The sequence below is a fragment of the Citrobacter sp. CF971 genome, from assembly GCF_006385635.1.
Lineage (GTDB): Bacteria > Pseudomonadota > Gammaproteobacteria > Enterobacterales > Enterobacteriaceae > Citrobacter > Citrobacter freundii.
The window spans coordinates 4891792-4912478 of sequence record NZ_CP041051.1 but is presented as its reverse complement, the minus strand read 5'-3'; the positions used below and the strand labels follow the sequence as shown (position 1 = coordinate 4912478).

The window sequence follows — 20687 nt, the reverse complement described above, 5'->3', positions numbered from 1 at the left end:
CTTTCAGGTGGATGTACCAAAAAAGGTTGTCCACCTTACATCTATGGGGTTGCCATTTCACTTTGCATGTTTCAGCACAGCCGACGGCGCATAGCCAAATTTGTGTTTAAAAGCTTTGCTGAAATGAAACGAGTCAAAAAAGTTAAGCATATCTGCCACCTGTCCGACCGTATTTCCCTCCTGTTTTAGCAGTGACAGCGCCAGTTCCAGCCGGGCATCGAGATAGTATTCTTTTGGCGTTTTTCCGGTATAACGTAAAAACAGACGGCGTAGCCAGGCTTCGCTACAGGGAATGGTGGCTGCCATATCCGCTACGCTCCAGCGTTTTTGCAGGCTGGCATGCAGAGTGGCAATCAGTTTTTCAATTTGCATCCGTTGTGGGTCTTTTTTACCTTCAGCGTAAATAAGACAAATCCATTGATAAATTATTTTTGTGAGAAAGGCGACGGCCAGATTATTTATCATTGAGTCTGAGGAAGTAATTAATTGTGAAACTTCAGCCAGCTCCTGATTATAAATATCACCATTATAAATAATGCTTTGTTGGCGTAGCGGAATATCCATTACGCTGGTTGGCGTGAACTCCATCCAGTATTGTTCCCATACCAACCCTTCGCAATGATAAGACTGTATATCGGTTGGTTTTAAAAAGATTATACAGTTTCCGGTGAGAGTAATGTGTTCGCCACCTTTTAGCAGGATTTTTCCACAACCCTGGACGGTATAGACAGCAACCCATGAATTAGCTATCAGTGGCTTTTTCTTATCGCGCGGCCAAATAACCCGGTAATGTTCGTCGGCATAGGTATGCCACAGCGAGATCAATGAAATTCCGCTTGAGATCACATTTTCGTTAATCAACAGGGGAATATTGTACGTAGTTTCGTTTTTTACATGCGAACTTTGCATCTTTCCATTCATTTTAATTTCCCGCCGGAGAATTATGCCCACAACCTGAACTTAACAGAAAAAATCCGTTCAGGGATATGACATTTTTATTTTAAGAAATCTGACTGCCTGACCCGGTGCGCAATACCTCCTGTTACACCCTACAGCTACCGGGACATAATGAAAAAAAAGGGCTATGAGATGAATACGCTACAAATTTTAAGCTTTGTGGGCTTTACGCTGCTGGTGGCGGTAATCACCTGGTGGAAGTTACGCAAAGCGGATACCGGTTCGCAGCAGGGATATTTTCTGGCGGGACGTTCGTTAAAAGCGCCGGTGATTGCCGCATCGCTGATGCTAACCAATCTCTCCACGGAACAACTGGTAGGACTTACCGGCCAGGCTTACCGCAGCGGAATGTCGGTAATGGCCTGGGAAGTGATTTCAGCGATCCCACTTATTTTTCTGGCGCTGATTTTTTTACCGCGTTATCTGCAACGCGGCATCGCTACCATCCCGGATTTTATTGAAGAGCGCTATGACAAAACCACCCGCATCATCATCGACTGCTGTTTTTTGATCGCCACAGGGATTTGTTTCCTGCCGATCATTTTGTACTCCGGCGCACTCGCCTTTAACAGTATGTTTCATGTCACTGAAACTTTTGGTATTTCCCAGCATACGGCAATTTGGCTGATGGCGGTGGTTCTGGGGATAAGTGGCATTTTGTACGCCGTGGTCGGCGGAATGCGGGCGATTGCCATTGCGGATGTCATCAACGGTATTGGTTTGGTGATTGGCGGTCTGATGGTACCGCTGTTCGGTTTAATGGCAATGGGTAAAGGCAGTCTGAGCGAAGGCATTACGCGTTTAACCCAGGATCACAGCCAGATGCTGAACTCGATTGGCGGAAGTCACGACCCGGTACCTATCGGCGCGGCGCTGACCGGGCTTATTCTGGTGAATACTTTCTACTGGTGTACCAATCAGGGGATTGTTCAACGTACTTTGGCGTCAAAAAGTCTGTCGGAAGGACAAAAAGGAGCATTATTAACGGCAGTGCTGAAGATGCTGGATCCGTTGATTCTGGTATTGCCGGGCGTTATCGCCTTTCACCTTTTCCAGGATCTGCCAAAAGCAGATATGGCTTACCCAGCGCTGGTAAACAAAGTGATGCCGTTGCCGCTGATCGGTTTTTTCAGCGCGGTGCTGTTCGGTGCGATCATCAGCGCATTTTGCGGTTTCCTCAACAGCGCTTCGACGCTGTTCAGTCTCGGCATTTATCGTCGGTTGATTAACGAGCAGGCCAGTCCCGACAAGTTGGTCAGCATTGGCCGCCGCTTTGGGTTTATCGTCGCGGTGATCTCTGTGCTGGTCGCGCCGTGGATTGCTTATGCGCCGCAGGGGCTTTACAGCTGGATGAAGCAGCTCAACGGGATCTACAACGTTCCGCTGGTAACCATCGTGATCATGGGATTTTTCTTTCCGCGCATCCCCGCGCTGGCTGCGAAGGTGGCGATGGGGCTGGGTATCGTCAGCTATATCACCATCAACTATCTGGTGAAATTCGACTTTCACTTCCTCTACGTACTGGCCTGCACTTTCTGCATCAATGTGGCGGTCATGCTGGTTATCGGTGCCATCAAGCCGCGTGCCACGCCGTTTAAATTCCATGACGCCTTCGCGGTAGACATGAAACCGTGGAAAAACGTGAAAATCGCCTCTGTTGGCGTCCTGTTTGCGATGATTGGCGTTTATTCCGGTCTGGCGCAGTTTGGTGGCTACAACTCTCGCTGGCTGACGATCCTCAGCTACGCCATTACGGTGGCAGTCGCAATTTATTTGATTTACAGCAGTTGGCAGACGCGGCGTAACGCGACTGCACAATGTGTCCATGACGCTAAGGATGAAGCATGACCCGGCCCAATTTTCTGTTCATTATGACCGATACCCAGGCGACCAATATGGTCGGCTGCTACAGCGGTAAACCGCTGAACACCAATAATATTGATAGTCTGGCAGCGGAAGGTATTCGCTTTAACTCGGCCTATACCTGTTCACCGGTGTGTACGCCGGCCCGCGCGGGGCTGTTTACCGGGATTTATGCCAACCAGTCCGGGCCGTGGACCAATAATGTCGCGCCGGGGAAAAATATCTCCACCATGGGGCGCTATTTTAAAGATGCGGGCTATCACACGTGCTACATCGGCAAGTGGCATCTCGACGGACATGACTACTTTGGGACCGGCGAATGTCCGCCCGAGTGGGATGTTGATTACTGGTATGACGGAGCCAATTACCTCGCGGAACTGACTGACGCAGAGATCAGTTTGTGGCGTAACGGGCTCAATAGCGTGGAGGATCTGTTAGCCAACAATATCGATGAAACCTTTACCTGGGCGCACCGCATCAGTAACCGGGCGGTCGATTTCCTCCATCAGCCTGCGCGTGCCGAGGAACCGTTCCTGATGGTTGTTTCCTATGATGAGCCGCACCATCCGTTTACCTGTCCGGTCGAGTATTTGCAGAAATATCAGGATTTTTATTACGATCTCGGTGCGAAAGCCCACGATGCTTTGCATGATAAGCCCGAGCACCATCGTCTATGGTCGCAAGCCATGCCATCCCCGGTTGGCGATGACGGGCGCTATCACCATCCGCTCTATTTTGCCTGCAACGACTTTGTTGATGATCAGATAGGTAGGGTGATCAATGCCTTAACGCCGCAACAGCGAGAGAATACCTGGGTCATTTATACCTCCGATCATGGTGAGATGATGGGGGCGCATAAGCTCATCAGTAAAGGGGCCGCGATGTATGACGATATCACACGAATTCCACTGATTATGCGCCCGCCGCAGGGAGAGTCTATGCAGGTAGACACGCCGGTCAGCCATATCGATCTGCTGCCGACGATGATGGCGCTGGCGGGTATTGAGAAGCCGCAAATCCTGCCGGGTGAAAACATTCTTGCCGTTGAAAAGCCGCGCGGTGTGATGGTGGAGTTCAACCGTTATGAGATTGAACATGACAGTTTTGGCGGATTTATTCCGGTACGCTGCTGGGTGACGGACGACTGGAAACTGGTATTAAATCTGTTTACCAGCGATGAGCTTTACGACAGGCGTAACGATCCTGATGAGCTACACAATCTGATTGATTCGCCACAATTGGCCGACGTTCGTTGCCAGATGCACGACGCGCTGCTGGACTACATGGATAAAATCCGCGATCCGTTCCGCACTTATCAATGGAGTTTGCGTCCGTGGCGACCTGATGCCGCACCGCGCTGGATGGGCGCTTTTCGCCCGCGCCCTGAAGACGGCTATTCTCCGGTAGTACGCGATTACGACACCGGTTTACCGACTCGGGGCGTAAAAGTGGAAGAGAAAAAGCAGAAGTTCTGACTACAATGCCAGTTGGCGCAAATATCCTTATTTGCACTTACTTGTAGGCCGGATAAGGCGCGAGCCACCATCCGGCAATGACAACCAGAGGAGTTTGGATGAAGATTTCCCGCCTTGGTGAAGCGCCGGATTACCGCTTCTCGTTGGCAAATGAACGTACTTTTCTGGCGTGGATCCGCACCTCGCTGGGGTTTCTGGCGGCGGGTGTGGGTCTTGACCAACTGGCCCCGGATTTTGCCACGCCGGTAATTCGTGAACTGCTGGCGCTGTTGTTGTGCCTGTTTGCCGGTGGCCTGGCGATTTATGGTTACCTGCGCTGGCTGCGCAATGAAAAGGCAATGCGTCTGAAAGAGGACTTGCCGTACACCCATAGCCTGTTAATCATCAGCCTGATTTTGATGATCGTCGCGGTGATTGTCATGGGACTGGTACTGTATGCCGGATAGCCGTAAATCGCGACGGATCGCCGATCCAGGGTTACAACCGGAACGTACCTCGCTGGCCTGGTTTCGCACGTTGTTGGGCTATGGCGCGTTAATGGCGCTGGCGCTAAAGCACAACTGGCATCAGACGGGGTTCCTGTTTTGGGTTTCAATTGTAGTGCTGGCGCTGGTGGCAATCGTTCTCTGGCGTTATACCCGTAGCCGCAACCTGATGGATGTCAGTCATAGCGATTTTTCTGAATCTCATGCGGTGCGTGACAAATTTATGATCTCCCTCGCGGTGTTATCCCTCGCAATACTGTTTGCTGTAGCGCATGTCCGCCAACTTATGGCATTTATCGGGAATTTAGCATGACAGGATGTCAGGTCATGGCCAAGCCGGCCAGCTCTCGTTGTAACCTCGATTGTCGCTACTGTTTTTACATTGAGAAACCCACTCAACCCACAATGGATGACGCTACCTTAGAGACGTTTATTCGCCAGCATATCGCCGCGCAGCCGGGGTCCGAAGTGATGTTCGCTTGGCAGGGCGGTGAGCCGACTCTTTGTGGGATCGACTTTTTTCGCCGCGTGGTGGCGTTGCAAAAACAGTACGGGGAAGGGAAGCAAATCCATAACGCTTTCCAGACCAACGGAATTTTGCTCAATGACGAATGGTGTCAGTTTTTACGCGATAACGGCTGGCTGGTTGGGATTTCCCTGGATGGCCCGGCCGAGTTGCATGATGCTTATCGCGTTAACCGCAGCGGAAAACCGACGCACCATAAGGTGGTGGAGGCCATTGCCAGACTTCGTGAGTATCAGGTGGAGTTCAATCTGTTGGTAGTGATTAACCGCCTGAACAGCCAGCAGCCCGGACAAATGTATCGTTACCTTCGCCAGTGCGGCACGCCGTTTTTGCAGTTCATTCCGCTGGTTGAATATGATGAAAAAGGCGAGCTTACCGCCGACTCGGTCCCGCCGCAGGCATGGGGAACCTTTCTGAATTCCGTCTTTGATATCTGGGTCAGAGAAGATATTGGCCGTGTATTCGTCCAGTTATTCGATTCAACCCTCGGGGTATGGTGCGGGCATCCGGCGCAGATGTGTTCGCTAAGCTCTACCTGTGGGCATGCTTTTGCCCTGGAAGCGAATGGCGATTTGTATCAGTGCGATCACTATGTTTACCCTGATTATCGCTTGGGTAATATTCATCACACATCGCTGGGTGAGCTCAATGCCAGCCCTCGGGCAGGGGAATTTGGTCAGTCCAAGAGAACCACGCTGAGCGCGGAATGTCAGGCGTGTTCACTGCTGCGTTTTTGCCACGGCGACTGTCCTAAGCACCGTGGCAGAAATGGAAAGAGTGCGATTTGCGGTGGATACAGCGCTTTTTTCAATCATACCGCGCCGCATATGCGAGTTATGCGCGATCTCATTAAGCAGCATCGCTCACCGATGGAGCTGATGGCGATGCTGCGCTGAGATTAGCGCCCTTTCGCCAGGTATTGCGCCATCTCGGTTTCCGGCACCATGCCGCCGCCGGTTGCCCACACCAGATGGGTGGCGTTATTGAGCTGATCCGCGCTGAAGCCATGCATCTGCTGGTAATCCGTGGAGGCGCAAACGTGCTGAGGGCCAGCCATGCCTGCCAGCGCCGACGGCTCAAGACGAATGCCTTCTTCCTGCGCCAGCCAGCCCAGCATATCGTACATTGTCTGATCGTCCAGGGTGTACAGACCGTCGAGCAGACGCTCCATCGCCCGGCCAACAAAGCCCGAGGCGCGACCCACCGCCAGCCCATCCGCCGCCGTCAGGTTGTCGATACCGATGTCCTGTACGGAAATGGTATCGTGCAGCCCGGTGTAAATCCCCAGCAGCATGCACGGTGAATGAGTCGGTTCAGCGAAGAAGCAGTGCACGTTATCGCCGAATGCCAGCTTCAGGCCAAACGCCACGCCGCCAGGGCCGCCACCGACGCCGCACGGTAGGTAGACAAACAGAGGATGATCGGCATCCACCACGCGCCCCTGCTGGGCAAACTGCGCTTTCAGACGCTGACCGGCGACCGCATAGCCTAAGAACAGCGTGCGGGAATTTTCATCATCGATAAAGAAGCAGTTCGGATCGGACTGCGCCGCCTTACGACCTTGTTCAACCGCCACGCCGTAATCTTCTTCGTACTCCACTACCGTTACGCCGTGGCTGCGTAGTTTGGCTTTTTTCCACGCGCGGGCGTCAGCGGACATATGCACCGTGACGTTAAAGCCAATGCGGGCACTCATGATACCAATCGACATCCCCAGGTTGCCGGTGGAGCCAACCGCGATGCTGTACTGGCTGAAAAACTGTTTGAACTCCGGTGAAAGCAGAACGCGGTAATCGTCTTTGGTGGTCAGCAGACCGGCTTCCAGCGCCAGTTTTTCCGCATGGGTCAGTACTTCATAAATGCCGCCACGCGCTTTAATCGAGCCTGAAATCGACAAATGACTGTCTTTCTTCAGCAGGACTTCGCCGTTAATGTGTTGCCCGAACTCTTTTTCCAACCGTTTTTGCATGGCAGGGATTGCGGCCAGCTCAGATTCGATAATGCCCCCGGTGGCGGCGGTTTCCGGGAAGGCCTGCGCCAGATACGGTGCGAAGCGCGTCAGACGCGCGTGGGCGTCCTCAACGTCGTGTGCTGTCAGGCCAACATACGGTAAACCTTCCGCAAGAGAGGTGGTGCCAGGGTTAAACCAGGTTGTCTCTTTCAGAGCCACCAGATCTTCCACTAAAGGATGCTGGGCGATAAGTGTTTGAATGTTTTCCATAGTCAGTCTCTTCGCGCTTAGATAATAAAGGAAAGCAGGAATGTGCAAGCCAGTGCAATAACGGACGCGATAAATGTCGCGGTCGTATAGTATTTGAACGTTTCATTCAGGGTGGCGCCGCAATACTGCTTCACCAGCCAGAACAGGGAATCGGTGACGATCGTGCAGCCAATAGCGCCGGAACCGATGGCAATGGCGATAATTTCCGGGCTAACGTTGGGGTACAGCGGTAGCATCGGGGCAACGATTGCCGTCGCGCCCATCATAGCCACCGTGGCAGAACCTACCGCCGCATGCAGAATCAGAGCGACCAGCCACGCCAGTAGAATCGGGTGCATATGCATGTTTGAGAGGATCAGCGCCAGAGTATCCGCCAGCCCGCTGCTCTTGAGAATAGCGTTGAATGCGCCGCCTGCGCCGATAATCAGCAAAATGTTAGCAATCGAGCCAAAACCGTTTTCGGTGTGGGTCAGCAGCGCACTCATACCGATGTGCTGACGCAGGCCGAGAATGTAATAGGCTACGAAAACGGCGATAAACATCGCGGTGATCGGGTTACCAATAAACTCCAACAGCGTATACAGCGTACTGCCTTTCGCCATGTTCAGCTCAGCGACGGTTTTGACCAGCATCAGGCCAATCGGCAGCAGTACGGTAAACAGCGTCGCGCCCAGCGATGGCAGCGTGCTTTCATCACGCACTTTCAGGTCGGAAAACTCAGCCGGTACTGGTTTAAATGGCAGACGGTTACCGAGGAATTTCAGGTACAGCGGCCCACCGACAAGCGAGGCCATTAAACCCACCAGTAAGCCGTAGACAATCACGGTGCCAATGTCCGCGCCCAGCTTATTCGCCACGAACAGGGCGGCCGGATGCGGAGGTACGACGCAGTGTACCGCCATCAGCGCCGTACACAGCGGAATCGCCAGCTTCAGTAATGAGGTATTGGTTTTTTTAGCAATCGAAAAGGCCAGTGGAATCAACAGCACCACGCCGACTTCAACGAACAGCGTGATCCCGCAAACCAGCCCGACCAGCACCATAATGACATCCGCTGAAAGCCAGCGGCAGCGCTGCAACGTCAGACCGATGCGTTCGGCCGCGCCGGACACCTCCATCATTTTGCCCAGAATGGTCCCAAGGCCGATAACCGCCGCGAGGAAGCCCAGCGTACCGCCGATGCCGCTCTCAATGGCATTGACCATATCCAGCGGCCCCATCCCCATCATCGTACCCACGAAGAAACTGGCTAACAGCAGCGCCAGAAACGGGTGGAATTTGAACTTCACGATGGTCAAAACGATTAACACGATGCTTATCAGCAGCGTGCTCACAACCCAGATTTGAGAGTGCATAGCTCACCTTGCCCTGTGATTAATATAAGGTTATTGGACAAAAATAAGGCACCGTCTGACAAACGATATAAATCTCCTTTCACATGAGCCAGATTGCATCAAGTGAGTGATTTACGTCTAATTACACTATGTTTATGCGATATGGTTCACCTTGATTCATCTTTATGCTGATTTTTGCAGCGAAGTTTTTTACACTCCGGCGAATGAATCAGGAGGACAGGAGGTGAGTTTGGATCCCCTACGCGAGGTCAGAAACCGGCTGCTCAATGGCTGGCAGCTGTCAAAGCTGTATACTTTTGAAGTGGCGGCCCGGCATCAATCGTTTGCGTTGGCGGCAGATGAGTTATCGTTAAGCCCCAGCGCCGTTAGCCATCGCATTAATCAGTTGGAAGAGGAACTGGGCATTCAGTTGTTTGTCCGTTCGCACCGTAAAGTGGAACTCACCCACGAGGGTAAGCGGGTGTTCTGGGCGCTGAAATCGTCGCTGGATACGCTCAATCAGGAAATCCTCGATATTAAAAATCAGGAGTTGTCCGGGACGCTCACCGTCTACTCTCGACCTTCTATCGCCCAGTGCTGGCTGGTTCCGGCGCTCGGTGACTTTACCCGTCGCTACCCGTCAATTTCACTGACCATCCTGACCGGCAACGACAACGTCAATCTGCAGCGTGCCGGGGTCGATCTGGCTATCTATTTTGACGATGCGCCCTCCGCGCAGCTTACGCACCACTTCCTGATGGATGAAGAGATCCTGCCGGTATGCAGCCCGGACTACGCTCGCCGCCATGACCTTACCGGTTCGTTAGTGAATTTGCCGCACTGCACCTTGCTGCACGACAGACAGGCATGGAGTAACGACTCAGGAACCGATGAATGGCACAGCTGGGCGCAGCATTTTACGGCGAATTTGCCGACATCATCGGGGATTGGTTTCGATCGTTCTGATTTAGCGGTAATTGCCGCCATGAACCATATCGGCGTGGCGATGGGCCGAAAGCGTCTGGTGCAAAAACGTCTCGACAGCGGAGAACTGGTCGCGCCTTTTGGCGATATGGCGCTGAAATGCCATCAGCATTACTACATCACCACGCTGCCCGGCAGGCAGTGGCCGAAAATCGAGGCGTTTATTAGCTGGCTTCAGGAGCAGGTAAAATAAGCGGACCGCGAATATTTTTTACGCTTTCTCTCTACACGGAAAGTGAAAAAGCGTGCTAAATACGTGATATCACTCCTGATGATTTGCGTAAGGACGACCGTGTTAAAGCCGATTGTTTCCCTCTTACTGTTGGCCAGCGCCACCGTGTGTGCCGCGCAACCTGCGCTGACGGCGGCGCAGTACGCGCAGCAGCTTGGCGTTGGGATGGACGTAGATTGGGCGCGCACCGATCGGGGTATCCGTGAATTCGATCCGCTGGTAGTGCGGGACTACAAGGCGAAAGGGTTGGCCCACGTACGCATTCGCGTAGCGGGAGAGCCTACGGAGGCGCGGCTGATTCATCTGCGCAAGCTGGTGGAAGCCTGCGAGCAGTATGGCGTGATCCCGATCATTGCCTATCAGGCAGACGAATATAAAAAAGACCCCAGCGCCGGGAACGAAAAAGAGGTGGTTAACTGGTGGGTGGCGGTGGCGCATTACTTTGGTCAACGCTCGCCGTTGCTGGGGTTCGACCTGATCTACGACCCCTCTGATAAGCTCAACCATAATCAGGCGTCGCTCAATCGCGTGTATGACAAAACCATTCGAACCATCCATGCCATCGATCCACAGCGAATGATTTTTATCGCGCCGAAACTGCATGCCGCTCCGGAAGATTTGGCCAACCTAAAGCTGCCGCCGCAAAGTCAGAATACGGTGCTGGCCCAATGGCATATTTTTCCGTGGGGACCGCTGAAAAATAACGGCAAATATCCGTGGACCTCAGGGACTGCGGCAGAAAAGGCCGCCATTCGCGCCCGTATCAATACCGCCATTCATTGGCAGCAGAAAACCGGGCATGTCAGTTGGGTAGGGGGCTGGTCGCCGGGAGAAACCATCAGAAACGCGCCTTCTGCCTCGCAAATGGCGTTTGCCCGCTTTATGGCGTGCGAGCTGAAAAAAGCGAAAATTCCCTATGCTATCAATGCGGATACGCAGTTCTATGATGGTGAGGAGGGAGCCTGGCGTCCGGCGCTGGAACCGTTACTGACGACGATTATCACGCCAGAATGCGAAAAGCCCGGCGATAAGCCGGGCCATCATACGCTTAAACCGCCTGTCCCTGATGCGACACGCGTGACGCCAGCGGAATCCAGCAAACAAAAATCAACAGCCCCATAAGGGTCATCAGCAGGCCCAGACTGGCTTGCCCGGTCTGCGGCAGCATGGCAGAGAACCACGCCAGCACGCCGGAACCAATGTTCTGTAATCCCCCAACCAGCGCGCCGGCCGTGCCTGCCAGGAACGGGAAAGGCTCCATTGCACCGCTGGTTGCCAGCGGAAACAACATTCCGGCGCCGAAGAAAAACAGTGCGGCAGGAACCAGCAGCGTCCAGACGTTCATCACGTCAAACAGCCCTGGGATCCACATCATTAAACCCGCTACCAGACAGCAGGTCACCGACTGCCACATTAGCGTCGAGAAACGTTTATTCGGGCGACCGGCGAACCATGCGCCGAAAAACGCCGCCGGGATGGGCAGGATAAACAGGATACTGACCACCATGCTGCTTAGACCGAGACGTGCGCCCAATAATACTCCGGAGCAGGCCTCAAAGACCGCAACACCCGCCAGACCACCGATCAACATCAGCACGTAACAGGTGAAAGCGCTATTACCAAACAGGGTTTTGTAGCTGGCGATCAGCTGTGGACGCGGCGCACCTGCAGGGCGCGTTTCCGGCATCCAGCGTGCCATGCTAAATGTCACGCCCGCACACAGAATCAACAGAAAAATATAGCAGGCACGCCAGTTCCACACTGTATCCAGCACACCGCCAATCAGCGGAGCTAACAGCGGACTGACCAGAATCCCCATGTTTAACAGACTATTGGCGTGGCGCAGTTGCGTGCCTTCGTACAGATCGCGCGGTAACGTTCGCGCCATCACACCGCCGACGCCCGTTCCCATCCCCTGGATGGCACTGGCGATAATCAGTACCGTCAGGCTATGCGTGGTAATCGCGACCAGCGTGGCCAGCATAAAAATAGACATCCCAGCGAGGATAACCGGGCGGCGGCCAACGCGGTCTGAAAGGGGACCGTAAACCAGTTGTGATAGACCATAGGTCAACAGATAGGCGGCCATTACGCTTTGCACCGCCCCTTCGCGAACGTTCAGTTCACGCGCCATATCAGCAATCGCGGGGATATAAATGGTTTGCGCCATCTGACCTACCGCCACCAGTAATACCAACATCAACAACAAATTGACGCTTCTATGCCTTTTCATTTCGCTGATTACTTTTAAAAAAGAGAAAAAAGAAGAATAAGGTGCTGCACTTTCCCGTAAATGCGCGTGGAATCTACCACAACAGAAAAAGAAGGCCAGATAGTGGGCTGGAATGTTTATGTGATGGACGGCAGGAAATGTAAACAAAAAGCGGCAACAAATGTTGCCGGATTGCATCGGGTTTACAACGCGATCATGATAAGCGTAGTAAAACTGCGCCTACGGCAATACCTGCTGCCGCGACAAGACGTATTCCGGCAACCTTCTCTTTCAGTAGCAGCCACGCGAGCAGCGCGCCAAACAGGATAGAGGTTTCACGCAGCGCCGCGACTACCGCCAACGGAGCCTGGGTCATGGCCCACAGCGCCAGGCCGTAAGAACCCATTGTGCCAATGCCGCCAAGAATACCTTTCTTCCACTGCTGTACCAGATAGCGCGACGCTTCCCGGCGTCTGGCGATCATCGCCCAGCCCAGCAGGCAGGAGCCGTTCAGAAAGAAGGTCCACAGCGTGTAGCCCAGCGTGGTTTCTGATAAACGTACGCCGGTGCCATCAACCAGCGTATAACCGGCGATAAAGCAGGCGTTAATGAGCGCCAGGATAATCCCGCGTTGCGAACCGCTGCGTCCGCTAAATGCCATCCCGAGAATAGCCAGACAGATGGTGGCAATCCCCACCCAGGCGAGTAGCGAAAGGCTATCGCCAAGAAACAGGACGCTGATAATCGCGACCAGCAGTGGCGCTGTGCCGCGCATCAGAGGATAGGTCTGGCTCATATCCGAAACCTGATAGGTTTTAGCGACCAGGACGGTATAGACCACCTGTAATGCGGTTGAGACAGCCAAAAACGGCAGGCTGGCGGCAGAGGGTTGCGGCGCAAAGGGTAAACAAATCAGCGCCATAATCGCAGCGGTTCCGCTGACGCTGATCGCCGAGTACAGCTTGTCGTTTCCCGCTTTTACGATGGCATTCCAGCTGGCATGCAGCAGTGCGGCGAACAGCAAAATGCAGAAAACAGAAAGCGTCATGGCGGAATTCTTCCCTGAGGATGTCATAAAAACGTAACATATTGACGCGATACAAGCACCAGGGAGAAGGTGAAAGGGGAGCGGAGTGTTATCCGCCCCCCTTAGGTGCGACTTGAATCTGAATTACTTAATGTATTTCAGAACGGCATCAAGGAGTTGCAGTGCTGCAACAATGAGTTTGAGGATAAGAATAGCGATATCCACGAGGCTCATACGCTCTCCTTTTGGTACAAGGAGCACGGTGCTGACGTACCTCGCCGCTGCCTGTTGCCAGCACCTTTGTTGACATAACACAGTGTGCTCACGCGGGGGTTAAGGCGCTGACGGCACCACCCGTTTCAGCCAGGACTTTGATGCGCCGGTTTACGATGCGGCCCCCGCATAACACATTGCGTACCGAGACATTATAGATAAATACTGTATAAATTAACAGTATTTTATGGACGTTACGCTATTCATGTTCCATACTCAAAAACATCAAAATTCGTGCCGAAATTGCGTGTTCTTCGTAGAACGCGTATACTTTTTTCGTTGACATAACACAGTGTGTTCGGCGGCTACCAACCGCACAACGCTGAAAAAACCTCGCTCCGGCGGGGTTTTTTGTTTTTGCACGACATACAATTAAATGTGATCGTTGAAGCATTTTTGTGCAGATGAAAATTTTTCCATTGTCACGCTGAAAAACCTGTGTTTGTATAAATCCAGTTAATCAACAAACAGACAGGTCCCTAATGAACCCTTCCATGCTGACTGCGACCCTACTAAAAACTGCGCCATCTCGCGCAGCGGTCGTCGTGCGTGTGGTGGTGGTCGTCGGCAATGCGCCGTAGGGTCCGAATCAACACACGATTCCAAAACCCCGCCGGCGCAAACCGGGCGGGGTTTTTCGTTTCAGAGACCTGCCCGGAGCAAAGGCCCAGAATAAAAGGACTGGAGCATGGCAAGTTCGGGCATAACATCCAAGCGTACGCGTTTTACGGGCGCAGAATTCATCGTTCATTTCCTGGAACGTCAGGGGATTCAGGTCGTCACCGGTATTCCAGGCGGCTCGATTCTTCCCGTCTATGACGCCTTAAGCCAAAGCACACAAATCCGTCATATCCTGGCGCGCCACGAGCAGGGCGCGGGGTTTATCGCGCAGGGAATGGCGAGAACCGATGGCAAACCCGCTGTGTGTATGGCCTGTAGCGGACCGGGCGCAACCAACCTGGTAACCGCCATTGCCGATGCGCGTCTGGATTCCATCCCGCTGGTGTGTATCACCGGGCAGGTTCCGGCCTCAATGATCGGCACCGACGCTTTCCAGGAAGTCGACACCTACGGCATCTCTATCCCCATCACTAAGCATAACTATCTGGTCCGCCATATCAGTGAATTACCGCAGGTCATGAGCGATGCGTTCCGCATTGCGCAGTCCGGACGTCCAGGCCCGGTGTGGATAGACATTCCTAAGGATATTCAAACCGCCGTTTTTGAAATCGAAGATATGCCGGAACCCGCTCAGAAAATAGCGGCACCAGCGTTCAGCCAGGACAGCATTCGCGATGCTGCAGCTATGATTAACGCCGCTAAACGCCCGGTGCTGTATCTCGGCGGCGGCGTAATTAATGCGCCTGAGAGGGTGCGTGAACTGGCCGAAAAAGCAAAACTGCCTACCACCATGACGTTGATGGCGCTCGGCATGCTGCCAAAAGCGCATCCGCTGTCGTTAGGCATGCTGGGCATGCATGGCGCACGCAGCACCAACTTTATTCTGCAAGAAGCGGATTTACTGATTGTTCTGGGCGCACGTTTTGATGACCGGGCGATTGGTAAAACCGAACAGTTCTGCCCGAATGCCAAAATCATTCACGTGGATATTGACCGCGCGGAGCTGGGTAAAATCAAACAGCCGCACGTGGCGATCCAGGCAGATGTCGATGAGGTTCTGGCACAATTGATCCCGCAGATTGAAGCGCAGCCGCGTGAAGAGTGGCATCAACTGGTGTCTGACCTGCAGCAAGAATTTCCATGCACGATCCCCCAGGAAAAAAATCCGCTCAGCCACTATGGATTGATCAACGCCGTGGCTGCCTGCGTAGACGACAGCGCCATTATCACCACCGACGTAGGCCAGCATCAGATGTGGGCGGCACAGGCTTACCCGCTGAATCGTCCGCGCCAGTGGCTGACCTCCGGCGGTCTGGGAACCATGGGCTTTGGCCTGCCTGCGGCGATTGGTGCGGCCCTGGCTAACCCAGACAAAAAAGTGCTGTGCTTCTCCGGCGATGGCAGCCTGATGATGAATATTCAGGAAATGGCGACCGCCAGCGAAAATCAGCTGGATATTAAAATCATTCTGATGAATAACGAAGCGTTAGGTCTTGTATATCAACAGCAGAGTCTGTTCTATAAGCAGGGTGTTTTTGCCGCGACCTATCCGGGGATGATTAACTTTATGCAGATAGCTGCCGGGTTTGGTCTCGAAACCTGCGATCTGAATAACGAAGCGGACCCACAGGCAGCGTTGCAGGAGATTATTAATCGCCCTGGACCTGCGCTGATCCACGTGCGCATCGATGCCGAAGAAAAAGTGTACCCGATGGTGCCGCCGGGTGCGGCAAACACAGAAATGGTGGGGGAATAAGCCATGCAACAGCAGACTCATGACAACGTAATCCTGGAACTCACCGTACGTAACCATCCGGGCGTAATGACTCACGTTTGCGGCCTGTTCGCCCGTCGTGCGTTCAACGTAGAAGGCATCCTCTGTCTACCGATTCAGGACAGCGATAAGAGCCGCATCTGGCTACTGGTCAACGACGATCAACGTCTTGAGCAGATGATAAGCCAGATCGACAAGCTTGAAGATGTGGTGAAAGTGGCCCGCAATCAGTCCGATCCGTCGATGTTTAACAAAATCACCGTGTTCTTTGAGTGAGTTAGTCGCCGTCTGAATCCGGGGTGATCACTTTGACAGAGCCGTTCCGGCAGTGGGTTGCGTAATCTGCCGGTAACGGACGGTCGCTTATCAGTACGTCAAAGGTGGAGAGTGGACCAATGCTGGCGGGGGCGACCTCATCGAACAGGGCGTGGCGCGTCAGCAGAATTTTGCGTAATCCGCGTTCCATTGCTTTGCGTTTTGTGGCTAGATCGTCCGGATTGAACCAGCTAACGCCGAAATGCTCATGGACGCCGCTGGCGGAGATGAATACTTTTCGTGGGTTGAGCGCATCCAGCGGAGAGGGGGTGCTGGTATCGTAAAAGGCGTCACTTTTCGCCCGATAGGTGCCTCCGCAAAGAATCACCGTGGCGTTGGGTTTTTCATTTAGCGCCACGAATACCCGGTGCGAGTAGCAAATTCCGGTAAAGGAAATATCATCCGGGATCATGCTGACCACCAACGGCATTTCCGCACCATTATCAAAAAAGACCAGATCATTTTCACTTACCAGTCCCGCGGCCAGAATGGCAACCGGTAAATCGTCGCGGTGATACTGTTTTTGCGCAGGCACTGGGGCATTAACGATGGCGGCGGGCTTGTTCACCATCACAATGTAACCACCGAGCAGCGTAAGCGGTAACGGCTCGTCATCCTGACTGAGATCCCGACGAATAGTCATCACGGAAACTTCCAGCATTCGTGCCGCCTCTTTCAGATGGATTCGGTCGGTCTTCTTCAACAATTCCATCAGACGTCGAATACGTTCTTTTTGCTTAGTTTCCATGTGCTTCTCCACGAATCATGTTCCCATGTTCCTTCAGTAACATTTTTGTGTTTCTGAGAACATGGCATTGCCGCATTACTATACGTCTGACTATTCGGAAATAAAAGCGTGTTTTTTCACGTTTTATTGATTATATCCAGTTAACTTTCAGTCAATTGTAAGCAACTTCGTTATTTGTAGTGTGATGGGGTCGCAACATTTAGCGTAATAAATAAACAATAAAATGATCTTCCAATCGCGATCCTAGTCACAAATGATACGAAAGTAACATGATAATGTTATTTTAATATCATTATAGTGTGATTGTTTCTGAGAGGTAGTAAAATGGATATCGCGGTTATTGGCTCCAACATGGTGGATCTCATCACCTACATCAACCAGATGCCCAAAGAAGGGGAAACGCTGGAAGCGCCGGCGTTCAAAATTGGCTGCGGGGGCAAAGGCGCAAATCAGGCCGTTGCGGCTGCTAAGCTCAATTCCAAAGTACTGATGCTGACAAAAGTCGGTGATGATATTTTTGCGGATAACACTATTCGCAATCTCGAATCCTGGGGGATTAATACCACCTATGTCGAAAAGGTACCCTGCACCAGCAGCGGTGTCGCACCGATCTTTGTTAATGCGAACTCCAGCAACAGTATTCTGATTATTAAAGGAGCGAACAAATTTCTCTCCCCGGAAGATATCGATCGTGCGGCGGAAGATCTGAAAAAATGTCAGCTTATTGTCCTGCAACTGGAAGTGCAGCTGGAAACCGTTTATCACGCGATTGAATTTGGCAAAAAACACGGTATCGAAGTGTTACTAAATCCCGCCCCTGCATTACGGGAATTAGATATGTCTTATGCCTGTAAATGTGATTTTTTTGTGCCGAACGAAACCGAGCTGGAAATATTAACCGGTATGCCAGTGGATACTTATGACCATATTCGCGCAGCGGCACGTTCTCTGGTTGATAAAGGTTTGAACAATATTATCGTCACCATGGGTGAGAAAGGTGCGTTGTGGATGACGCGTGACCAGGAAGTCCATGTTCCGGCGTTTAAAGTGAACGCTGTCGATACCAGTGGCGCAGGCGACGCTTTCATCGGTTGTTTTGCCCATTATTACGTTCAAAGCGGTGATGTCGAAGCCGCCATGAAAAAAGCCGTTCTCTTCGCTGCATTTAGCGTTACCGGGAAAGGCACTCAATCATCTTATCCAAGCATCGAACAATTTAATGAGTTTCTTACCTTAAACGAATAATACTCCTGCATTGTAAAAGGTAGCACTATGAACGATAAAAACATCATTCAGATGCCCGACGGCTATCTGAATAAGACACCTCTGTTCCAGTTTATTTTGTTATCCTGTTTATTCCCATTATGGGGATGCGCAGCCGCATTAAATGATATTCTGATTACGCAATTCAAAAGCGTATTTTCACTCAGCAACTTTGCCTCGGCATTAGTGCAGAGTGCCTTTTATGGCGGATATTTTTTAATTGCGATTCCTGCATCTTTGGTGATTAAAAAGACCAGCTATAAAATTGCCATCTTAATGGGGCTGACGCTATATATTGTTGGCTGTACGCTCTTTTTCCCGGCATCGCACATGGCCACCTACACCATGTTCCTCGCGGCAATTTTTGCGATTGCGATTGGCCTGAGCTTCCTGGAAACGGCAGCTAATACCTACAGCTCCATGATCGGCCCAAAAGCGTATGCCACTTTACGCCTGAACATCAGCCAGACCTTTTACCCCATTGGCGCCGCCGCCGGTATTCTGCTGGGCAAATATCTGGTCTTCTCTGAAGGTGAGAGTCTGGAAAAACAGATGGCTGGGATGAACGCGGAACAGATCCACAACTTTAAAGTGTTGATGCTGGAAAATACCCTTGAGCCTTACAAGTACATGATTATGGTACTGGTTGTGGTGATGGTGTTGTTCCTGCTGACCCGCTTCCCGACCTGCAAAGTCGCGCAAACGGCGAGTCATAAGCGTCCGTCAGCGATGGATACGCTGCGTTATCTGGCCAGCAATGCCCGTTTCCGCCGTGGGATTGTTGCGCAGTTCCTGTATGTGGGGATGCAGGTTGCGGTGTGGTCATTCACTATCCGTCTGGCACTGGAATTGGGTGATATCAACGAGCGTGATGCCTCAACCTTCATGGTCTATAGCTTTGCCTGCTTCTTTATCGGGAAGTTTATCGCCAACATATTGATGACGCGCTTCAATCCGGAAAAAGTGCTGATCCTATACTCCATCATTGGCGCGCTGTTCCTCGTCTATGTTGCGCTGGCGCCAAGCTTCAGTGCCGTGTACGTCGCCGTGCTGGTGAGCGTCCTGTTTGGACCCTGCTGGGCGACAATCTACGCCGGTACGCTGGATACCGTGGATAACGAGCATACTGAAATGGCGGGAGCTGTCATTGTCATGGCGATTGTCGGTGCGGCGGTGGTTCCGGCAATTCAGGGCTATGTGGCTGATATGTTCCACTCGCTGCAACTTTCGTTCCTGGTTTCTATGTTGTGCTTCGTGTACGTCGGAATCTACTTCTGGCGTGAGAGCAAAGTACGCAACAATCTGGCTGAAGCGACGGTTTCCTGAGGAGAACGATCATGACAACACGTATCACGCTGTGGCGGGAACTCTTTGCAGAGCATCCGCGAATCTTACTGAAAAATAGCGATTTCACGGTTACCGCGTTTCGTTACGCCAGCGGAGTGGAAGGGCTGAAGATAGAAAACAGTCGTGGACATCTGGTTATTCTGCCCTGGATGGGGCAGATGATCTGGGATGCGCAGTTTGACGGGCATGATCTGACCATGCGCAACATGTTCAGTCAGCCAAAACCGGCTGCAGAAGTGGTCGCGACCTACGGCTGCTTTGCTTTCCACTCGGGGTTATTGGCTAATGGCTGCCCGTCGCCGGAGGATTCTCACCCGCTGCATGGTGAAATGGCCTGTGCTGCGATGGATGAGGCCTGGCTGGAGTTGGAAGGCGAGAATTTACGCGTGAGCGGATGCTACGAGTATGTGATGGGGTTCGGTCATCATTATCAGGCGTATCCTGCGGTGGTTATGCGTAAGGCGAGCGCGCTGTTTGATATTCAGATGGCGGTCACTAACCTCGCCTCAGTGGCAATGCCTTTGCAGTACATGTGCCATATGAACTATGCCTACGTCCCGGAAGCGACCTTCAGCCAGAATATCCCGGATGAAGCCATAACGCTGCGTGAATCGGTACCCGCACATGTTAAGCCTACCGAGCAGTGGCTGGCGTTTAATCAGCGGATTATTCAGGGTGAGGCTTCGCTGGCGCGCCTTAATGAACCCGATTTTTACGATCCGGAAATCGTTTTCTTTGCTGACCAACTGGATAGATACACAGATAAGCCTGAATTTAGCATGATCGCACCTGATGGCACCACGTTCGTGACGCGTTTCTCCAGCGCGGAGCTGAATTATGTCACCCGTTGGATCCTCTATAACGGCGATCAGCAGGTGGCAGCCTTCGCCCTACCCGCGACTTGTCGACCTGAAGGCTTCCTGGCGGCGGAACGAAACGGGACGTTGATTCAGATAGAACCGAAACACACCCGCACATTTACCGTCACAACGGGCATAGCCTGATCGCTCAAGGCTTGAACAGCAAAGCA

At 52.4% G+C, this 20687-nt stretch carries 20 protein-coding genes; 13 read left to right on the top strand and 7 right to left on the bottom strand.

Going from position 1 to position 20687, the window contains the following annotated elements; all coding sequences use genetic code 11:
- Nucleotides 1–57: 57 nt before the first annotated feature.
- Nucleotides 58–921: an AraC family transcriptional regulator gene (locus E6P06_RS27305; RefSeq protein ID WP_003844446.1), complete on the bottom strand. Its 864-nt coding sequence runs from the start codon at nucleotides 919–921 to the stop codon at nucleotides 58–60.
- 168 nt (nucleotides 922–1089) lie between these two features.
- On the opposite strand from E6P06_RS27305, the gene E6P06_RS27300 reads away from it, so the two are divergent.
- From E6P06_RS27300 to E6P06_RS27280, 5 genes are all read left to right on the top strand, one after another.
- On the top strand, nucleotides 1090–2805 hold the full coding sequence (locus E6P06_RS27300) for a solute:sodium symporter family transporter (RefSeq protein ID WP_032937290.1): 1716 nt from the start codon (nucleotides 1090–1092) through the stop codon (nucleotides 2803–2805).
- Nucleotides 2802–4295, top strand: a complete 1494-nt coding sequence (locus E6P06_RS27295) for a sulfatase-like hydrolase/transferase (RefSeq protein WP_048217034.1) — start codon at nucleotides 2802–2804, stop codon at nucleotides 4293–4295. Before E6P06_RS27300 ends, E6P06_RS27295 begins: the two co-directional genes overlap by 4 nt.
- A 98-nt stretch (nucleotides 4296–4393) precedes the next feature.
- Nucleotides 4394–4741, top strand: coding sequence for a YidH family protein (locus E6P06_RS27290; RefSeq protein WP_003840625.1), 348 nt, complete (start codon nucleotides 4394–4396; stop codon nucleotides 4739–4741).
- Nucleotides 4731–5093: a DUF202 domain-containing protein gene (locus tag E6P06_RS27285; protein ID WP_003840628.1), complete on the top strand. Its 363-nt coding sequence runs from the start codon at nucleotides 4731–4733 to the stop codon at nucleotides 5091–5093. Before E6P06_RS27290 ends, E6P06_RS27285 begins: the two co-directional genes overlap by 11 nt.
- The gene (locus E6P06_RS27280) at nucleotides 5090–6202 is read left to right on the top strand and encodes an anaerobic sulfatase maturase (RefSeq protein ID WP_157844753.1); all 1113 of its coding nucleotides are present in this window, start codon (nucleotides 5090–5092) and stop codon (nucleotides 6200–6202) included. Before E6P06_RS27285 ends, E6P06_RS27280 begins: the two co-directional genes overlap by 4 nt.
- A 2-nt stretch (nucleotides 6203–6204) precedes the next feature.
- On the opposite strand, the gene dsdA is transcribed toward E6P06_RS27280, so the two are convergent.
- Nucleotides 6205–7527, bottom strand: coding sequence for a D-serine ammonia-lyase (gene dsdA / locus E6P06_RS27275; RefSeq protein WP_139935883.1), 1323 nt, complete (start codon nucleotides 7525–7527; stop codon nucleotides 6205–6207).
- Nucleotides 7528–7544: 17 nt separating this feature from the next.
- Nucleotides 7545–8882 carry a D-serine transporter DsdX gene (dsdX, locus tag E6P06_RS27270; protein ID WP_106902618.1) on the bottom strand — a complete coding sequence of 446 codons (1338 nt, stop codon included), beginning with the start codon at nucleotides 8880–8882 and terminating at the stop codon, nucleotides 7545–7547.
- A gap of 229 nt (nucleotides 8883–9111) precedes the next feature.
- Between dsdX and dsdC the strand changes: the two genes are divergently transcribed.
- Together dsdC and E6P06_RS27260 are read left to right on the top strand one after the other, a co-directional pair.
- Complete coding sequence (gene dsdC / locus E6P06_RS27265; protein ID WP_106902617.1) at nucleotides 9112–10038, top strand: DNA-binding transcriptional regulator DsdC; 927 nt, start codon at nucleotides 9112–9114, stop codon at nucleotides 10036–10038.
- A gap of 78 nt (nucleotides 10039–10116) precedes the next feature.
- Nucleotides 10117–11199, top strand: coding sequence for a cellulase family glycosylhydrolase (locus E6P06_RS27260; RefSeq protein ID WP_139935921.1), 1083 nt, complete (start codon nucleotides 10117–10119; stop codon nucleotides 11197–11199).
- On the opposite strand, the gene emrD is transcribed toward E6P06_RS27260, so the two are convergent.
- The 3 genes from emrD to tisB form a co-directional block, all read right to left on the bottom strand.
- The gene (gene emrD, locus E6P06_RS27255; RefSeq protein ID WP_086538659.1) at nucleotides 11126–12310 is read right to left on the bottom strand and encodes a multidrug efflux MFS transporter EmrD; all 1185 of its coding nucleotides are present in this window, start codon (nucleotides 12308–12310) and stop codon (nucleotides 11126–11128) included. The genes E6P06_RS27260 and emrD overlap by 74 nt on opposite strands.
- A gap of 193 nt (nucleotides 12311–12503) precedes the next feature.
- Complete coding sequence (locus E6P06_RS27250; protein WP_139935882.1) at nucleotides 12504–13337, bottom strand: DMT family transporter; 834 nt, start codon at nucleotides 13335–13337, stop codon at nucleotides 12504–12506.
- 123 nt (nucleotides 13338–13460) lie between these two features.
- Nucleotides 13461–13550, bottom strand: coding sequence for a type I toxin-antitoxin system toxin TisB (gene tisB, locus E6P06_RS27245; protein WP_003840643.1), 90 nt, complete (start codon nucleotides 13548–13550; stop codon nucleotides 13461–13463).
- Nucleotides 13551–14071: 521 nt separating this feature from the next.
- Here tisB and ivbL point away from each other — a divergent pair.
- The 3 genes from ivbL to ilvN all read left to right on the top strand — a co-directional run bounded on the left by ivbL (nucleotide 14072) and on the right by ilvN (nucleotide 16260).
- Nucleotides 14072–14170, top strand: coding sequence for an ilvB operon leader peptide IvbL (gene ivbL / locus E6P06_RS27240; protein ID WP_003827118.1), 99 nt, complete (start codon nucleotides 14072–14074; stop codon nucleotides 14168–14170).
- Between the two features lie 107 nt (nucleotides 14171–14277).
- Entirely contained in the window at nucleotides 14278–15966 is a 1689-nt protein-coding gene (ilvB, locus tag E6P06_RS27235; protein WP_139935881.1) for an acetolactate synthase large subunit, read from the top strand.
- A gap of 3 nt (nucleotides 15967–15969) precedes the next feature.
- Nucleotides 15970–16260 (top strand): acetolactate synthase small subunit, encoded by a 291-nt coding sequence (gene ilvN / locus E6P06_RS27230; RefSeq protein ID WP_003023914.1) that lies wholly within the window; start codon nucleotides 15970–15972, stop codon nucleotides 16258–16260.
- A 1-nt stretch (nucleotide 16261) separates the two neighbouring features.
- Here the strand turns inward: ilvN and E6P06_RS27225 are convergent, their stop codons facing one another.
- On the bottom strand, nucleotides 16262–17047 hold the full coding sequence (locus E6P06_RS27225) for a DeoR family transcriptional regulator (RefSeq protein ID WP_003023916.1): 786 nt from the start codon (nucleotides 17045–17047) through the stop codon (nucleotides 16262–16264).
- Between the two features lie 324 nt (nucleotides 17048–17371).
- Between E6P06_RS27225 and rbsK the strand changes: the two genes are divergently transcribed.
- The 3 genes from rbsK to E6P06_RS27210 are packed head-to-tail and all read left to right on the top strand — an operon-like array spanning nucleotide 17372 to nucleotide 20661.
- Nucleotides 17372–18292, top strand: a complete 921-nt coding sequence (gene rbsK, locus E6P06_RS27220; RefSeq protein WP_003844463.1) for a ribokinase — start codon at nucleotides 17372–17374, stop codon at nucleotides 18290–18292.
- 27 nt (nucleotides 18293–18319) lie between these two features.
- The gene (gene fucP / locus E6P06_RS27215) at nucleotides 18320–19636 is read left to right on the top strand and encodes an L-fucose:H+ symporter permease (RefSeq protein ID WP_003023919.1); all 1317 of its coding nucleotides are present in this window, start codon (nucleotides 18320–18322) and stop codon (nucleotides 19634–19636) included.
- Between the two features lie 11 nt (nucleotides 19637–19647).
- On the top strand, nucleotides 19648–20661 hold the full coding sequence (locus E6P06_RS27210; RefSeq protein WP_049000670.1) for an aldose 1-epimerase family protein: 1014 nt from the start codon (nucleotides 19648–19650) through the stop codon (nucleotides 20659–20661).
- Nucleotides 20662–20687: the final 26 nt, after the last annotated feature.

Coding starts and splice junctions, on each gene's coding strand:
- ilvN (WP_003023914.1), top strand. CDS start 15,970: ATGCAACAGCAGACTCATGACAACGTAATCCTGGAACTCACCGTACGT.
- dsdA (WP_139935883.1), bottom strand. CDS start 7,527: ATGGAAAACATTCAAACACTTATCGCCCAGCATCCTTTAGTGGAAGAT.
- rbsK (WP_003844463.1), top strand. CDS start 17,372: ATGGATATCGCGGTTATTGGCTCCAACATGGTGGATCTCATCACCTAC.
- E6P06_RS27250 (WP_139935882.1), bottom strand. CDS start 13,337: ATGACGCTTTCTGTTTTCTGCATTTTGCTGTTCGCCGCACTGCTGCAT.
- emrD (WP_086538659.1), bottom strand. CDS start 12,310: ATGAAAAGGCATAGAAGCGTCAATTTGTTGTTGATGTTGGTATTACTG.
- E6P06_RS27295 (WP_048217034.1), top strand. CDS start 2,802: ATGACCCGGCCCAATTTTCTGTTCATTATGACCGATACCCAGGCGACC.
- ilvB (WP_139935881.1), top strand. CDS start 14,278: ATGGCAAGTTCGGGCATAACATCCAAGCGTACGCGTTTTACGGGCGCA.
- E6P06_RS27225 (WP_003023916.1), bottom strand. CDS start 17,047: ATGGAAACTAAGCAAAAAGAACGTATTCGACGTCTGATGGAATTGTTG.
- E6P06_RS27210 (WP_049000670.1), top strand. CDS start 19,648: ATGACAACACGTATCACGCTGTGGCGGGAACTCTTTGCAGAGCATCCG.
- fucP (WP_003023919.1), top strand. CDS start 18,320: ATGAACGATAAAAACATCATTCAGATGCCCGACGGCTATCTGAATAAG.
- dsdX (WP_106902618.1), bottom strand. CDS start 8,882: ATGCACTCTCAAATCTGGGTTGTGAGCACGCTGCTGATAAGCATCGTG.
- ivbL (WP_003827118.1), top strand. CDS start 14,072: ATGAACCCTTCCATGCTGACTGCGACCCTACTAAAAACTGCGCCATCT.
- E6P06_RS27280 (WP_157844753.1), top strand. CDS start 5,090: ATGACAGGATGTCAGGTCATGGCCAAGCCGGCCAGCTCTCGTTGTAAC.
- E6P06_RS27305 (WP_003844446.1), bottom strand. CDS start 921: ATGAATGGAAAGATGCAAAGTTCGCATGTAAAAAACGAAACTACGTAC.
- E6P06_RS27260 (WP_139935921.1), top strand. CDS start 10,117: ATGATTTGCGTAAGGACGACCGTGTTAAAGCCGATTGTTTCCCTCTTA.
- tisB (WP_003840643.1), bottom strand. CDS start 13,550: ATGAGCCTCGTGGATATCGCTATTCTTATCCTCAAACTCATTGTTGCA.
- E6P06_RS27285 (WP_003840628.1), top strand. CDS start 4,731: ATGCCGGATAGCCGTAAATCGCGACGGATCGCCGATCCAGGGTTACAA.
- E6P06_RS27300 (WP_032937290.1), top strand. CDS start 1,090: ATGAATACGCTACAAATTTTAAGCTTTGTGGGCTTTACGCTGCTGGTG.
- E6P06_RS27290 (WP_003840625.1), top strand. CDS start 4,394: ATGAAGATTTCCCGCCTTGGTGAAGCGCCGGATTACCGCTTCTCGTTG.